Source organism: Bradyrhizobium sp. 138, from assembly GCF_023074075.1.
Classification (GTDB): domain Bacteria; phylum Pseudomonadota; class Alphaproteobacteria; order Rhizobiales; family Xanthobacteraceae; genus Bradyrhizobium.
On record NZ_JADPKT010000020.1, the window covers coordinates 1 to 14,082 of the forward strand.

At 58.1% G+C, this 14,082-nt stretch carries 12 protein-coding genes, 3 pseudogenes and 1 other annotated feature; of the genes and pseudogenes, 5 read left to right on the forward strand and 10 right to left on the reverse strand.

Going from position 1 to position 14,082, the window contains the following annotated elements; translation table 11 throughout:
• Together IVA79_RS10540 and IVA79_RS10545 are read left to right on the forward strand one after the other, a co-directional pair.
• Positions 1-145, forward strand: a 145-nt coding sequence (locus tag IVA79_RS10540; RefSeq protein ID WP_247552994.1) for a transposase domain-containing protein, incomplete at its 5' end; no start/stop codon positions are given.
• Positions 142-744, forward strand: a complete 603-nt coding sequence (locus tag IVA79_RS10545) for a plasmid pRiA4b ORF-3 family protein (RefSeq protein WP_247280260.1) — start codon at positions 142-144, stop codon at positions 742-744. The genes IVA79_RS10540 and IVA79_RS10545, both read left to right, overlap by 4 nt.
• A gap of 183 nt (positions 745-927) precedes the next feature.
• Here IVA79_RS10545 and IVA79_RS10550 read toward each other — a convergent pair whose 3' ends face one another.
• The 3 genes from IVA79_RS10550 to IVA79_RS10560 all read right to left on the reverse strand — a co-directional run bounded on the left by IVA79_RS10550 (position 928) and on the right by IVA79_RS10560 (position 4,187).
• Positions 928-1,419 (reverse strand): GNAT family N-acetyltransferase, encoded by a 492-nt coding sequence (locus tag IVA79_RS10550; protein WP_247552578.1) that lies wholly within the window; start codon positions 1,417-1,419, stop codon positions 928-930.
• Positions 1,420-1,503: 84 nt separating this feature from the next.
• Positions 1,504-2,718 (reverse strand): hypothetical protein, encoded by a 1,215-nt coding sequence (locus IVA79_RS10555; protein WP_247552580.1) that lies wholly within the window; start codon positions 2,716-2,718, stop codon positions 1,504-1,506.
• On the reverse strand, positions 2,715-4,187 hold the full coding sequence (locus IVA79_RS10560; RefSeq protein WP_247552582.1) for a coproporphyrinogen-III oxidase family protein: 1,473 nt from the start codon (positions 4,185-4,187) through the stop codon (positions 2,715-2,717). The genes IVA79_RS10555 and IVA79_RS10560 overlap by 4 nt, the downstream gene beginning before the upstream one ends.
• Before the next feature lie 1,592 nt (positions 4,188-5,779).
• Here IVA79_RS10560 and ybgC point away from each other — a divergent pair.
• Positions 5,780-6,223: a tol-pal system-associated acyl-CoA thioesterase gene (gene ybgC / locus IVA79_RS10565; protein ID WP_247387742.1), complete on the forward strand. Its 444-nt coding sequence runs from the start codon at positions 5,780-5,782 to the stop codon at positions 6,221-6,223.
• Positions 6,224-6,467: 244 nt separating this feature from the next.
• Here the strand turns inward: ybgC and IVA79_RS10570 are convergent.
• From IVA79_RS10570 to IVA79_RS10595, 6 genes and pseudogenes are all read right to left on the reverse strand, one after another.
• Positions 6,468-6,643 (reverse strand): annotated as a pseudogene (locus tag IVA79_RS10570) (IS630 family transposase); the annotation flags it as partial.
• Positions 6,644-6,786: 143 nt separating this feature from the next.
• Positions 6,787-7,459: pseudogene (locus IVA79_RS10575) on the reverse strand (IS110 family transposase); the annotation flags it as partial.
• Positions 7,460-7,594: 135 nt separating this feature from the next.
• Positions 7,595-8,857: pseudogene (locus tag IVA79_RS10580) on the reverse strand (IS701 family transposase).
• Between the two features lie 44 nt (positions 8,858-8,901).
• A complete protein-coding gene (locus IVA79_RS10585; protein ID WP_247552584.1) occupies positions 8,902-10,281 on the reverse strand; it encodes an aspartate aminotransferase family protein in 1,380 nt (459 codons plus the stop codon).
• A 351-nt stretch (positions 10,282-10,632) separates the two neighbouring features.
• Positions 10,633-11,124, reverse strand: a complete 492-nt coding sequence (locus IVA79_RS10590) for a hypothetical protein (protein WP_247552587.1) — start codon at positions 11,122-11,124, stop codon at positions 10,633-10,635.
• 216 nt (positions 11,125-11,340) lie between these two features.
• Positions 11,341-11,904, reverse strand: a complete 564-nt coding sequence (locus IVA79_RS10595) for a hypothetical protein (RefSeq protein WP_247552589.1) — start codon at positions 11,902-11,904, stop codon at positions 11,341-11,343.
• Between the two features lie 257 nt (positions 11,905-12,161).
• Here IVA79_RS10595 and IVA79_RS36920 point away from each other — a divergent pair, with 257 nt between their 5' ends.
• Positions 12,162-12,431, forward strand: a complete 270-nt coding sequence (locus IVA79_RS36920) for a DUF5681 domain-containing protein (RefSeq protein ID WP_346658170.1) — start codon at positions 12,162-12,164, stop codon at positions 12,429-12,431.
• The gene (locus IVA79_RS36925) at positions 12,403-12,561 is read left to right on the forward strand and encodes a hypothetical protein (RefSeq protein WP_346658168.1); all 159 of its coding nucleotides are present in this window, start codon (positions 12,403-12,405) and stop codon (positions 12,559-12,561) included. Before IVA79_RS36920 ends, IVA79_RS36925 begins: the two co-directional genes overlap by 29 nt.
• Positions 12,562-12,633: 72 nt before the next feature.
• Here the strand turns inward: IVA79_RS36925 and IVA79_RS10605 are convergent.
• Positions 12,634-13,865, reverse strand: a protein-coding gene (locus IVA79_RS10605) for an IS3 family transposase (protein WP_247552591.1) whose coding sequence is annotated in 2 segments (ribosomal slippage) — positions 12,634-13,574 and positions 13,574-13,865 — 1,233 coding nt in all. Because the reading frame shifts where the segments join, the coding sequence is not laid out codon by codon here.
• Positions 13,465-13,581: a sequence feature (AL1L pseudoknot), on the reverse strand. Its footprint overlaps the gene before it by 117 nt.
• Positions 13,866-14,082: the final 217 nt, after the last annotated feature.

Below are 14,082 nucleotides of genomic sequence, written 5' to 3' on the forward strand. Positions count from 1 at the left end.
GCTCAATGGCGTCAGTGCCGAGCACTGGCTCGCTGATGTTCTCGCGAAGCTCGTCAATGGTTGGCCTGCGGCGCGACTGGACGAACTGCTCCCTTGGGCGTCGATCTACACGATGCATGCACACGATCCGAGGCTGGCGGCATGAGCCTGAACACGACCGCGGTCCGGATCAAGGTGACCCTCAAGGACGTGAAACCGGAGGTGATGCGATGCCTTGTCGTGCCGCTTACGCTGCGCCTTGATCGGCTGCATCTGACGCTTCAGGCGGCGTTTGGCTGGACCAACAGGCATCTCTTCGAGTTCCTGGCCGGCGAAGGAAGTTGGGGTATCCCTGATCCCGATGGAGATTTTGGCCCTCAGCCCATCGATGCCCGCAAGACGCGGCTCTCTAATATCGTTCAGGAGACCGGCGCGAAGACGATCCATTATCTCTACGACTTCGGCGACAGCTGGGATCACGTGATCAAGCTTGAAAAGTGGTTCGACAACACGACAACGGAGGGACTTCCGTTCTTGCTCGAGGCCGCCGGCCGTTGTCCTCCGGAAGATGTCGGCGGTGCGCCAGGCTATGCCGAATACCTCGACGCCATCAGCGACCCCACCCATCCGGAGCACGAACATATGCGCCTCTGGGGCCCGGAGCAGTTCGATCCCAACGTCGTCGACCGGAAGGTGCTTGAGGCCGCTGTCAATGCGTTGTCCGACATATGGAAGCCGCGCCGGCGCACCACGCGCTCAAAATAGACGTCAAGCGCCAATCAAATGGGCCTCAGAGCTACGCTTACGTTTTATCTGAGCGGATTCGACATCATTCCCAAGGGGCGAGTTTGGGCGTTTGGGCGATGGTCGGGGGCAAGTGACTGAATTTGTGCTCGTTGCGCGTCCGCAGAGCTCCACTGGACTATCCGGTCTCACAACCTGATTTGCTCATGCGGGGCCATCCTGGCGAATGAGCCGCTTCTCGTAAAAGATCACCGCATATCCATGCAACATCCCTTCCCTGCGGCGAACATAGCCAGCGCTCTCATAAAGTCTTTGGGCCCCTACTTGGATCGTTGTTGTGTCGAGCATTACCCACTTGAAACGGAGAGCTACAGCTCGCGACTCCAATTCACGAAGAACCCTCCTTCCAAACCCTCGTCGCTGAAAGACGGGGTCGACCCGCATACGTCTAAGTTCTGCGACATCATCGTCAAAAGGTTTCAGCCCACCCATGGCAGCGAATCGGGTACCAATATGCGCAACTACGAAGTCTCCGCCCGAGGCGATGTATACTTCCCCGATATTGCGTAAATCATCCTCCCAAGCCCCTTCCGGGCCACACACACCAACATCCTGCGATGCGCTTCTGTGCAGATGCCATACATCATCGCTATCCCCGGACTCGAACCGACGAAGGATCAGTTCGTCTTGAGACATCGACTATTACCTCTCGACCGGTGGAGGACGCCTGCGTCTCTGGCATCGTTGTCTGTTTTTAGCCACGCAGAGACCACCGTCGGCTTACCGGCGCGCCTCTGTCAACAGCCGCTGAGAAAGGACAGCCTCAACACTTTCCGACACCTCAACTCCGACAATTGGACGACCCGGCTCAACCGTATATTTTAACGCCGTACTACGGTGCATCTGGGTAAACCGATCCAGTGCACAAACACAGCACGTGCGCAGCGTTCGGATTTCGCCGCCGTGATGCTCCACGACTGGCGAAATGGTCGCAATCCTGGGAAAGTCCGCTTTCCCCTTTAGCCAACCTGGCTTGAGCGGTGCACTCCCTTTGCCTGACGACAGCCAGCGGAATACCTCGTGAATGCATCTCTGCGGATAATATTCGGACAGCCGATACAGATCCCTATAAAATTGCGGTTTCTGGTGGAAGAGTTCTTCACCGACCAGTAGCACCGAGACCGCCACGATACGAGCTGAGAAGCGGCCGCTTGGACCAAGCGTATTCTTGTAAGGATTCTTTCCGTAAAACACACGAAATTGGCCAAACAAGTCCGGCGACATATGTTCATAAAAGCGCGTCAGAACATTGTTTGCTGACTCAAGGCGCTCCAGGCATAGCGCAAGACATTGCCCTGCATCCACGTCGGCCACATCACGCAACTTAAGCAGAGCGTCCATTGCTGACTGCAATTCGCTCTCGATGATCTGATGGCCCAAGCAAAAATCTCGCTCCTCGACCCCGGCCGCGCCGAGGCAGTATACGCGTGGATCGTTCTGCAGCGGATTCGTAAGGATCATATTTTCATAGGAGAGGACCTCAATGCCAGGCTGCCGTTGACAACTTGAGCGGGCAAGGCGGCTCAGTACCTCTCCCACCGTCAGCTCGGCGTCCATGGGATGAAGGCCGGCAAACGCAGACATCTGATAAGCACAATTTACGAGATATTGGATGTCTGTCTTAGCGATCTCGAAGTCCGACTGCGGCAAACTTAGCAGCTGTGCTTCATAGTCCGTCTCCGCCATCATTGCGTTGATGCTACGCCCAAGAGCCTTAACCGCTTCACCTGGTCGTTCACTGCATTTGATCTCCGCAATGCAGTGCGGCAGTTGATCGGCGACAAAATTGCTGACCAGCCCAAGCGGGCGTTCTCGCTGTCGGCGATCAATGCTATCGGTCAGATGCGAAAATATGTCCTCCGCCTGGCAGGTCGACCCTTGCGGGGTGGAAACGGAAAAAGGAGCGACCATAAATGAGCGCGCCCGCGACTTCATCGAAACGCAACTTGCATTTCGGCGCTTGACCCGTATCGTGCGGCCGGTGAGTAATCGTGCTTTTCGAGCAGATCAGTTCGTTTGTCTATTATCCTACTGTCGTTGTACGCGACCCGCTCGAGTATATTGTTCGAGAAAAATAGCAGCGATACGGCGCCCGAATTAATAGTGCCGGCGGCAGTTAACGAAAGCAGGCCGTTTGAAATGCAGATGAGTCCTGCCTCATTCAAGAGTTCAAGCTCGCGGCCAAAGCATTTCTCGATGGACACCCCAAACTCCCGCTCGAAGCGGGAGAGCAACACCCCACTGCTTCGCAGGGCAAACATTACCGTTCTGCGCATGAGATCATCTTGCGACAGGACAACACCCTTCCACACAGGCTTCTCGCCCCCCTCAACCCTATATAGGTAGCGATCTAAATCTGCCTCGTTATAGAACTGGCACTGGCTCATGTAACCAAATCCGGCAACCCCAAACGGGACCAGATTATTGTCGTTCCAGGAATCGTATTTGCGGCTCTGTTGAATCGAGTGTGGCTGCGACTGCTTACTCCAATAGAAAATCGGCCCATGGCGATAGCCGAGTTTCGTGAGGATGTGCTCGGCCATAAAATGCATGATAATGCGCTCCTTAGCCCCGGCAAATTGATATCGTCCCCGAGCCAAATGGCGGGCTACGGGGTCTGTAGATTTAAACATCAATGGGAATACATTGAACTTCTCTATTCCCATATCCAGTAAGCCGATAAGTGAGTCGTACCAGCTCCGGAGCGTTTGCTGCGGCAACCCATACATGAGGTCAAGCGACAGATTCTCAACGCTCATCTCATTCAGTAACTTCACGAGTTGTACTACCTCGTCCACGTGGTGCCCGCGGTTCAGTATGCGTAAAATGCTCGGATCAAGACTCTGAACGCCCAATACGAAGCGGTTTACGCCGGCTTTAAGCAGTGTAGAGATGCGATCTGCAGCGTCCACTTGCTTTGCAAGAGAGGGATGCAATTCGAAACTCACCTCCGACTTAGACAAATCAAAGCGCCGGCCAATCATACCAAATAGCGTTTCGAGTTGACGGTTGGTCAAGAAGGAGGGAGTGCCGCCTCCAAGAAAAGCAGTCTCAACAGCTCTGCCAGCCAGCGCCGCGTCCGACCAACTCATCTCTTTATCTAAAGCCGCCAGATAGCGCTCCACCCGCCCGGAAGATGGATTGATTTCCTTGGCGAAGTGGCAAAAGGTACAATACTGATCACAGAAGGGGATGTGAAAATAGAGATCAATTGACGGCGTAACCTGAAGCAACAACTTTTCGGCATCCAGGTCGCCCATTGCCTTGAGAGGCGGATATGTGCCGACAAGATAATCGTTGTGCGTGTCAAGGTGCAAATTCCGTGACCTCAACATGTCAAGGTTAATGTCGTACGAGCGGTCGATCGCGAATTCCAAAGCCTCGGAATAGGTCGGCGCACGCATTTTTTTAAACTCCTCTAGCTTTCGTGTGGAGGCAAGCCACGATGGCAGCTCCGTTTCCTCGTGTCACATTGCGCTCTTCACTTCGGGTTCGATACCGAAGTCGTGCATTTCGATCGAAGGCTTCCGCTCGGCGACATGGCGGGATGATTATGGTTCGGCGAAGAAGACAGATGCCGTGACCGAGGCCGAATGTCCTTCGGGCGTTGCGAAACGGCACCGAGGAAGACTTCAGGCGCCGAGGAGTGCGAATACTGCTCGACAAAATGGTGTTCCACCTCCGAGTGTGACCCGCGCCGAGTCGGGCGCCGAGCTCGATCTGCTCCAGCGTGCCATTGAACAACTTCTGTCCGCTCCCCTCTTCGAAAGGAAGCGGCCATTGCTCGAGACCAAGCTTGATTTGGTTTCCTCCCGGTCCGACGCCGACATTCGCATGCCACTGCATGCATTCGCCACAGAGCCGCCCAAACGCGTCACACTGGTTTGGATTTGCTCGGGAGTAAGCGCGCTGAATGCTAGTCGTTGGTGGTCTTGAGAGTTATCCAACGCGAAGAACGACAGCGGCACCCGCGAGAGACGCGGCAAAGCTTTAGGCGGGGCCGCACTCAATAGCGCAGCGTCCATGGCATTGATTTGGATCAGTCGAGCAAGTGTCATTTGAACTCCTGGGCCGGCGAATGCGAGATCGTCATGGTCGTGCGGATCCTTTACGGTGTCCCAGCAATCCACGTGCCACTCAAGACATTTGCGAGCCTCGCTTGAAGAGGGCAAAACCATGTGCTTCGTGTCCACCGACGGAATACTCGCGCCTCAGTGTCTGGTCCCGGACATTAACGTCTTCAGCCGGACACGGCTGAACACGACAACGCGGAATGTTGAATGACGATGGCGGCCTCTCATGCCGAATTCGAACATCTACTTCAACGGCGACCTTACGACCGAATCGCTCGGCTGATGGAGGCAGCGTCCCGGCACGTGACGGATATGCAAATGAACTCGTCGCTTTCTTGCGGCGCGGTGGCCACGGAGCGACTTCGATCTATTGGCAACGCTCGGCGCGGACTTGCCAGGCGCGGTGCGCGTCGTACCGAGCGACGAGGCTCGACCGCAGAGCATCGGCGCGGCCGACTCTCCGGTCAAGATGCCGTGGATCATTCTGCCCGGTTTCATCGATCTCCATGACCATCTCACCTGGAATATCCAGCCGCGATGGCTGACCGGTCGGAGTTTAACAACTGCTGTGAATGGTAGGATTCGCGGAATAGGACTGCTTGCTGAACAATCCGCACTGCCGGGCAATCCCGACTTTGGCCTGCGAAACGCAGATGTACGCGGAGATCAAGGCGCTTGCCGTTGGGGCCACCTCGGTCCTCGGGGATTGCTGAGCAGCGATAAGAGCTCTGCAAACCATCCGTGCTGCGGGACTTGCCGGAAATCTGGATAGGGGTTCCGGCTTCTCGCAACAGCAACCGGTCTCCGACCGTCCTTGCGCCGGGCGGCCTCCACCTGCACGCACCAAGCCCATTGGCACTTGCTGCGGAACGCGCCCCTGTGCAAGACAATTCGTCCCAGAAGGGCAGTAAGGGAACCGCACTGTGACAGCTTCTCTTGATGGCGAAATTCGCGACGGCGGCCATCATATGCAGGTTCGCGTCTATTTCGAAGATACTGACTCCGGTCAGATTGTTTATCACGCAAATTTTTTGCGCTTCATGGAACGGGGTAGAACGAACTACTTGCGCCTGCTCGGAACCACTCAGCAAGCGCTACTCAAAGAAGCCAAGAACGATGCGCCCGGCTTTGCCTTCGTGGTCCGCTCCATGACGATCGATTTTCTAAAACCGGCGGTCTTGGATGACCTGCTTGACGTTGTCACAGTCCCGCAAGAGGTGAGGGGAGCGTCGATTGCCTTGCTGCAGGAATGCAGGCGCGGAGACAATCTCCTAGTCACGGCGCGTGTACGCGTGGCGTTTATTTCAGCCGGAAAGGCGCAGCGCATCCCGAAGTCGCTGCGGCTCGCTATGGAAGGGCTTAGATAAATCCGCCGCCTTTGCCTTCCAGCGCCCGAATGAAATCAGGTCATTAAGCTTCTGTTGCAACATAGTCAAACCAGTGTTCGCGGACCGATCGGAAGACCCCGCGTTGAGGCCGCGTCTGGAGCCTTCCAGCGCATCGAAGGCGGCAAAGATAGTGGGTGGTACCGTTGTGCTTATATCGTGGGCATGGTGGCGCGCCCCTTTTTCACGGCAGACCCGGTTCGGTGCGATCGAGCGCCTGGATTTAGCTCTTCTCGTCGACCGAGAGCAAGATGGCATGCTCGGGCGGATTGACGTGGAGCCCCGACCACGTCTTGCAGCTTGTCGACCAAGTTGGGATCATTCGAGAGGTTGAACTGGTGGGCGAGACGGTTGCAGTCCGTGCGCCCGCCAGATGCGCTGCACCAAGGTTGCGCTGATGCCCGCCGCCTTTCGCCAGTCCTGGCTCTCGTCCGGCGCCATATATCTACAGTCCGGACGAGCTAGTCCGGCTCGTTGCGGATCAAGCTCGCGGCTGGGTGGACATGCAGAGCTCGAGCCGGTCGACCCACTCCCTGCCGACGCACTTCAACCGTTTCTTGGAGCGCGATCTGATGTGCGGGGTGATCGAATTGTTGTTCCTGAAGCCAGCGCAGATAGCGCATCGTCCAACTCTTCTTGCGAGGACGGGTGCGGTCGTGCTTGAGCATGAAGACGCCACCTGTTGCCGGTGAACCCGCAGCGCCTCAACCGCTGCCGCTCGCGCGCGAACGAGATACCGCATCGCCTCGTGGCCTTCAAGGGGAACCCATACCGCCGTCAGCTCGCCAGCGCGTAGCAGCCGCGCGAGAGAAACGGCGCCCGGCGATTCGTCTTCACCCGATCCCCCGGCTTCCTTGTGCAGCGATGGTGCCGACACCGTGCATTCATGGCCCAGCAATCGGATCAGATGATAGAGGCCGTAGCCGGTCGGGCCGGCCTCATAGCAGAAATGCACGCGGTCGAACCGGTTGGCGATCCGCGCTATGATGCGACCCATGTTCGTTGCCGAAGCGTCGACCTCGCCGAAGAAACGAACTTCTCCCTCCCGGCCTGCCTCAGCAATCGGATGGCGTTTCTCAGTTTGGCGTCGATTCCGACGAATGCTTCCCTATAATCTGCCACGGTTCGTCCTCCTGTGATGAGGATCGGCTCGGTCCACCCGAGCAACCATCGGACGCGCAGTGTAAGGCGAGCTATCTCATCGGCAGAGACGGACATACGCTCTTACCGTTCATCGGGGATGACCTCTTGAATATCCACGACCGGCTCTGTTCCAATTTCTGGAAAACAATCGTCGCCGGATTTTAAGCGCACTAACACTACTTTGGCAGAATGTGTTTTCGCCACTGCTTTTCAAGGAGTTGCTTTCGGCAATATGGGCACTGCTGAGACGGCGGCCGAAGGATGAGATCGACGATGGCGTGACGTACGGCGGGCATGGTTGGTTGAGGGCGGCCCGTTGATTCTTTTTTTTTCCGCCCCGCGTATGCGAGGCGACGATGTTGCAGGAAGGCGTAGGCAATCATTGTCATCAAGGCGTGGCGATGAAGACCTTGCCATGATCGCCCTTCGAAGTGATCAAGTCCAAGCTCCTCCTTCAACTGCTGATGCGCCTGCTCACAAATCCACCGTGCCTTGATGGTTGCGGCCAGCGTGCGCAGATCCGTTTCCGCCGGATTGGCGAGATAGTATTCCCCTGAGGCACGTTGCTCGCCAATGAGCCAGGCTTCGTCGCGCGGGAGATGCTGCTGACCTTTGTCCCATATCCGCTGCGGAGGGCCGTCGGCGGTCCGGACACGGAGAGCAGCAAATTGGGCTTTGAGCCGACCTTTCGTCCCGCTACGCCAACTCACGGTTTTCCATTTGGCGCTGGCCAGCATTTGTTCTGCCGCAATCGATAAGATATCAGGCACGTGGTGCTTTCGTGGTTTCCTGCGGACTTTGGTAATCGGCCAAATGAGCTTCACATCGACCGGATACACTTTCAGGTGCCGAGGGATGCCGACAGCCCAGGCCAGCCCGCGCTCTGTTAGACCTTGTCGAAACGGTGCGCTGAGGCCGTATCCTGCATCCGCCAGCACACATCCAAAGCGCACGTTGGCTGCCATCGCGCGGTCAATCTCGGCCAAAGCAATCTCCGGCTTGGACCGTGGCGTTCGGTGTTCGACGGGCACGCGAGCGCGCTTCAAACGAGACGCGTCGCTTGTCCAACTGTCAGGCAGAAAGAGACGTAACGCGACCATCACTGGCACTTCGCCGCGCGCAAGCGTTAAAGACACCAGCGTTTGGCAATTTGCCGTTTACCGAGAGCCGACGCGTATTGAGCCGCAACACCGACCGAGCGCTCACCCTTCTTCGGCAGTGAGGTGTCATCAATAACCAGCACCGCATCGCTGCCGCCGACAAGTCGGTCCGCCTGGTTGAGCAGCTCTGTTTCCAGCGGCGTCGCGTCCCAGACACCGTCCGCAATGAAATGGTGCAACTGGTCGTAGTTGCTCGTGGCAAGGCGTTCCGCCATCGGCTGAACGCTCTTGCGATCGCCAGGACCGACTTATGACCCAGCCGGTCCAAGAACGGCATCAGCCAGCGTTCGAGTTCGTCTTCCCATCCCGGCATGGTCAGCCCTCCATGCGCGAGGTCGCCAGTGTAAGGCGGCCTTTTCAAAAAGTGGCAAAAACAGCATTGACTGCGTCCACTGTACTCTCGACGATGATATCAGCTTCGTGCTTTGTTAAGCACAGCGGCGGCGCGAACCCGAGAATGTCGCCCTGCGGCAAGGCGCGGCCGATGACGCCACGCTCAAGCAGCGCGGCGGCGACCTGCTCACCCACTTTTTTTGATGGATCGAAGAGGGTGCGATTATCCCTATCCTCGACAAATTCCACCGCCGCCATCAGCCCGTCGCCGCGCACCTCGCCGACGTTTCCATGATCGCCCAGCGCCTCAGTCAGTGCGGACTGGAGATAGGCTCCAATATCGCGAGCATTCGTGATCAGGTCCATCTCATCGATTAGCTCAAGATTTGCAATAGCCGCCGCCGCGCAGATAGGATGGGCAGAACAAGTCCAACCATGACCGATACTACCGAGTTGATCGGAGCCTTTCACGAGAACCTGCCAAACCTTGTCCGAAATAATGACGCCGGACAAAGGAGCGTACGCGGAGGTCAGACCTTTTGAGATTGTGATCAGGTCCGGTCTGATGTCGTAGTGGTCGGAACCAAACATCCTGCCCAGGCGGCCGAATCCGGAGACGACTTCATCCGCGATGAGTAGAATGTCGTATTTCTTCAGAACGGACTCTATCTTCGCCCAGTATCCGGTGGGCGGCGGAATAATGCCGCCAGCACCTTGGATCGGCTCTCCGATGAACGCCGCGACTGTATCGGGACCCTCGGCTACAATCATTGCCTCAAGCTTGTCGACGCAGGCTTGGACGAACTGATCCTCGCTCATGGTGGCATCAGCGCGGCGGAAATAGTAAGGAGCTTCAGTGTGGAGAATGGGCGTACGCGGTAGATCAAAGGCGTTGTGGTACAGTTCAAGGCCTGTCAGCGAGCCTGTCATGACGGTTGAGCCGTGATAGGCTCGCCAGCGAGAGATAATCTTCTTCTTCTCCGGTCGGCCAAGCACATTATTATAGTACCAAATTAGTTTGATGTTTGTCTCGTTCGCGTCGGAGCCTGATAGACCGAAAAAGACGCGACTCATGCCTTTGGGCGCCCGGTCGATGATCATCCTGGATAGCGTGATCGGGGCTTCTGTGCCGTGGCCATCGTATGCGTGGTAATAGGGGAGTTCGTTCGCCTGCTTTGCAATCGCCTCGGCGATCTTCTGGCGGCCATATCCGACATTCACACAAAAAAGACCCGCAAAGGCGTCAAGGCTGGTTCGCCCAGACTTATCAGTGATGTAGACTCCTTTGCCCCCGCTGATCACGCGCGTTTGAATTTCACCTCGCGCATGCGCGCCGATGTGCGTCCCCGGGTGCAAGAGGTGATCGCGGTCCCAAGCACCGAGTTCGTTGAATCCGTGGGACATTTTCTGGTTCCTCTCCTACTCTGCATCAGAGGGTCTCGAGCCAAATTCTATGGGATAAGCACCCCCATGGCTCGATGGGGGCTCACTTGCTGCCACCGAAAGATTGGAGTCGAATCCTTGTCCGTTCGGCGTTGCTGTTCAACAATAGCGAAATCGGATGTAGCGAAAAGAGGCCCGGCGCAACCAAAGTTTGTAGTTGCGCCAAAACGATGGTGCGACGCCAAGGCTAAGAGCACGCCGACCTCAAGTAGCGCGGGAGGACGCGTGAACGGAATCGCGGGCAGCTTAGTCGGCTATACAATTTGTTGGTTGGCGGCTGGCAATATCTAACTCTTGGGACAGCCAGCTCGATCAAAGGAGATCAGCAGGATCAAAGGTCGCCGAACTCCTACGCCAAACTCGCCCATCCGTGGTTGGCACGGGGATGAAATCGCGCAGAGTTTGGTGCTTAAAGCCTGTGAGCAGCGAAGTGGTCAATGCCGCAAGATCGCTGCCGCCCCATCCGATCAAATCGCCGCGCAGCAGAACCAGGGGTTCGCTGGCGATGAGAACATCGCGAATCTGCTTGCTTAGCGACTCGATCCAGGCGGCGACGACGCCGAGTTGGGGAACCAGGCCGCCGGAGGGGTGAAGCAATATCTTGAGTACATTCTCGGGCGAGACCTTCTTTTCGACGAGGTAGCGCGCCGCCAGAAATTCCGCGAAACTCTGATGAGCCCACCCCATGAGTTCGCCGCCGCGAGAGGTGAACAGGCCGGTATCGAGCACCTCGCGGACATGATCCTCGGTGGCGCCCCCCCCGCGCCAGAATCGAAAACGCGACGTCTTCTTCGGGAACGCCATCCGATTGTGCATAGCGGTTGGCAAGCATCGTCGCGGCCGCAAGGCGGCTGGTGACGCGCAGGCGCTGGGCGGGATTGAGAGCTCCCAGACGTCGCGCGTTGCGCCTGCTCGAACTTGTCTCCTCACAGAGCTTGAGGCAGCCACGGGTGTAGAGATCGACGATGCTGCGCGGGAGCTGTCCATCACGCTGAAACAGACCGAGCAGCAGATTCAAGGTCAACGGCTTGATCGCGAAGCGTACGACATCCGCGCGTAGAGTTCCCTGATAAAGGTGTTGGCGTCGATGCCGTGCGCGGTGGCGGCTGCCACCAAGTCTTTGCGGCGGAGCGGCCCCAATTCGAAAATTCCGACTGCGTCCTTGCCCCATAGGCTACCCAGCACCGGCTCCAGGATTGCGCCCGGCCAGTTTGCGGTTCGGCAGGCAATTCTCGCCGACATGCGTGATGTCGGGTAGCGCGGCAATACGACCCGCAAATCACGGCGAACCTTGACGCACTGAAAAACGGCATCCTCGGACAGACCGCGAGCGGTTCGAACATCGGCCAGAATCCGGCGCGCAAAGCGCAGCTGGACCAGATCACGACCGATGTCACGAACCAGAGCAACGGCGCGTGGGCCGCAGCGGGCCGCGACGGCTCGCCCGGCAATGCGCAGGCGCTCGGCCGCGGCATCGCTTCCGGCGTCGCGCCGGTGATTGCGGCGCAGTACAATACCGATGGGCATCGGCGCGGTTTCGACCGGTCTCAACGCGCAGAATGCGGCACCGACGGCGGCAATCAAATGCGCTGGCCCAGGAGTTCAATATTCCGGCTTCACGGCTCACCACACTGCTCGGGACTGTCTCGCTGGTCGCCGCCCAATTCGGCACGCAAACCGGTCATTCCGAGGGTACCTCTACGATGTCGGGAGCCCAGCAATTTGGCCTGTTGGCACAAGGTGCCGTGAACGCGATGAAGCTCTGGCCTTCGGCCGGGATCTTGTTTGGGGCGGCTTGGTCTTAGCGGTACATGACCGACAGCTCTGAAAATACAGGCCCGATGCAGGATGCCCGTTTCCAGCCGGGGCAGTCCGGAAATCCGAGAGGCCGCCCGAGAGGGTCGCGCAATCGGACCACGCTCGCAGTCGAGGCGCTTCTTGAGGGAGAGGCTGAGGCCTTGACGAGAAAGGCAATAGAGCTGGCCACTGGTGGCGATATCCAGGCGCTGCGCATTTGCCTGGATCGGCTGTGTCCGCCTCGCCGAGAGGCTACCTTGATGTGTTGCGGATGCGGTCAAAGCCATGGCCGCAATCGTGGGGGCTGTTGCTGACGGCGATTTGACGCCCGGTGAAGCGCAAGCCATCTCTGGCCTGGTGCAGAATTTCTCGAAAGCCGTCGAGACCGCAGGCTTAGAAGCTCGCATCGCCAAACTGGAGCAAGCAAATGACGCGCGCAATTGAGATCAGACTGAATAAGCTGGAGTTGGCCTGAGGTGAACCGTCCCGGGTTTGCCGGAGGCCATTTGGTTTAAGTTATGCCGCCATGGCCGATTGTTCCAGCATGGCGTAGTAGCGTTGCTCGGCTTCGGCCGGCGGGATGTTTCCGATGGGCTCCAGGAGCCGTCGGTTGTTGAACCAATCGACCCATTCGAGAGTGGCGAACTCGACGGCCTCGAAGCTGCGCCATGGCCCGCGCCGATGGATCACCTCGGCCTTGTAGAGACCGTTGATGGTTTCGGCGAGAGCGTTGTCATAGGAATCTCCGACACTGCCGACAGAAGGCTCGACGCCAGCTTCAGCTAGGCGCTCGGTGTACTTAATGGATACGTATTGGCTGCCCCTGTCGCTGTGGTGCACGAGCCCGCCACGATGGACCGGCCGTCGATCATGCAGTGCCTGCTCCAGCGCATCGAGCACGAAGCCCGCATGCGCCGTGCGCGAGGCCCGCCAGCCGACGATCCTTCGAGCATAGGCGTCGATGACAAAGGCGACGTAGACGAAGCCGGTCCAGGTCGCGACATAGGTGAAGTCGGAGAGCCAAAGGACGTTCGGCCGTGGCGCCTTGAACTGGCGGTTGACGTGATCCAGCGGGCATGGCGCCGCCTTGTCGCTGATCGTGGTCTTGACGGATTTGCCGCGGATGACCCCTTGCAGACCCATGTCCCGCATCAATCGCGATACTGTGCAACGGGCAACATCGAAGCCTTCGCGCTTGAGCTGGCGCCAGACCTTGCGCACACCGTAGACGGAGAAGTTCTGATCGAAGACGCGACGAACCTCGACCTTCAGAGCGGCATCCTGCCTGGCGCGCGCCGACCGCTTGGCCGGATCGCGCCGCTTGGCCACATGGGCGTGGTAGGTCGAGGGGGCGATCGGCAGGACCTTGCAGATCGGCTCGACCCCATGCGCCCCACGATGATCATCGATGAAGGCGATCATGGCTTGGACCGGCGGTCGAGCTCCGCCATCGCAAAATAAGCGCTCGCCTTGCGCAGGATCTCGTTGGCCTGCCGAAGCTCACGGTTCTCCCGTTCCAGGGCCTTCAGCTTCTCGGCCATCTCAGTCGGAACGCCGGTCCGCTGCCCGCTGTCGATCTCGGCCTTCTTGACCCAGTCATGAAGCGTCTGCGGTGTGCAGCCGATCTTGGCCGCAATCGATGTCACCGCCGCCCAGCGCGAAGGGTGCTCGCCGGCGTGATCCAGAACCATCCGAACCGCGCGGTCCCGGACCTCAGGCGAAAACTTGTTCGTCGTCTTGCTTGTCATGGCTCCATCCTCTCAGGAGTTGGAGCCTCCGGCAAACCCGGGACGGTTCACCTGGACAAAACCGGGCCCTTCCACCATCCCGGGCTTCTACTGCTTGCTCTGGTTGCTGTTGAGTGCTTATGGTCGCCTCGTACTTCCGGCTGTGGGGCCATCATTTGTCTGTCTCTCTGAGCGGAGATCGACCTTGGGAAAGGTCGACGGACGCTATCACGCAAAC

What these genes read in the sequence shown, in the direction of transcription:
- IVA79_RS36925 (WP_346658168.1), top strand. Translation starts at nt 12,403, where the DNA reads ATGGCCGCAATCGTGGGGGCTGTTGCTGACGGCGATTTGACGCCCGGT.
- IVA79_RS36920 (WP_346658170.1), top strand. Translation starts at nt 12,162, where the DNA reads ATGCAGGATGCCCGTTTCCAGCCGGGGCAGTCCGGAAATCCGAGAGGC.
- IVA79_RS10560 (WP_247552582.1), bottom strand. Translation starts at nt 4,187, where the DNA reads ATGCGTGCGCCGACCTATTCCGAGGCTTTGGAATTCGCGATCGACCGC.
- IVA79_RS10590 (WP_247552587.1), bottom strand. Translation starts at nt 11,124, where the DNA reads ATGGCGTTCCCGAAGAAGACGTCGCGTTTTCGATTCTGGCGCGGGGGG.
- IVA79_RS10545 (WP_247280260.1), top strand. Translation starts at nt 142, where the DNA reads ATGAGCCTGAACACGACCGCGGTCCGGATCAAGGTGACCCTCAAGGAC.
- IVA79_RS10585 (WP_247552584.1), bottom strand. Translation starts at nt 10,281, where the DNA reads ATGTCCCACGGATTCAACGAACTCGGTGCTTGGGACCGCGATCACCTC.
- IVA79_RS10555 (WP_247552580.1), bottom strand. Translation starts at nt 2,718, where the DNA reads ATGAAGTCGCGGGCGCGCTCATTTATGGTCGCTCCTTTTTCCGTTTCC.
- IVA79_RS10550 (WP_247552578.1), bottom strand. Translation starts at nt 1,419, where the DNA reads ATGTCTCAAGACGAACTGATCCTTCGTCGGTTCGAGTCCGGGGATAGC.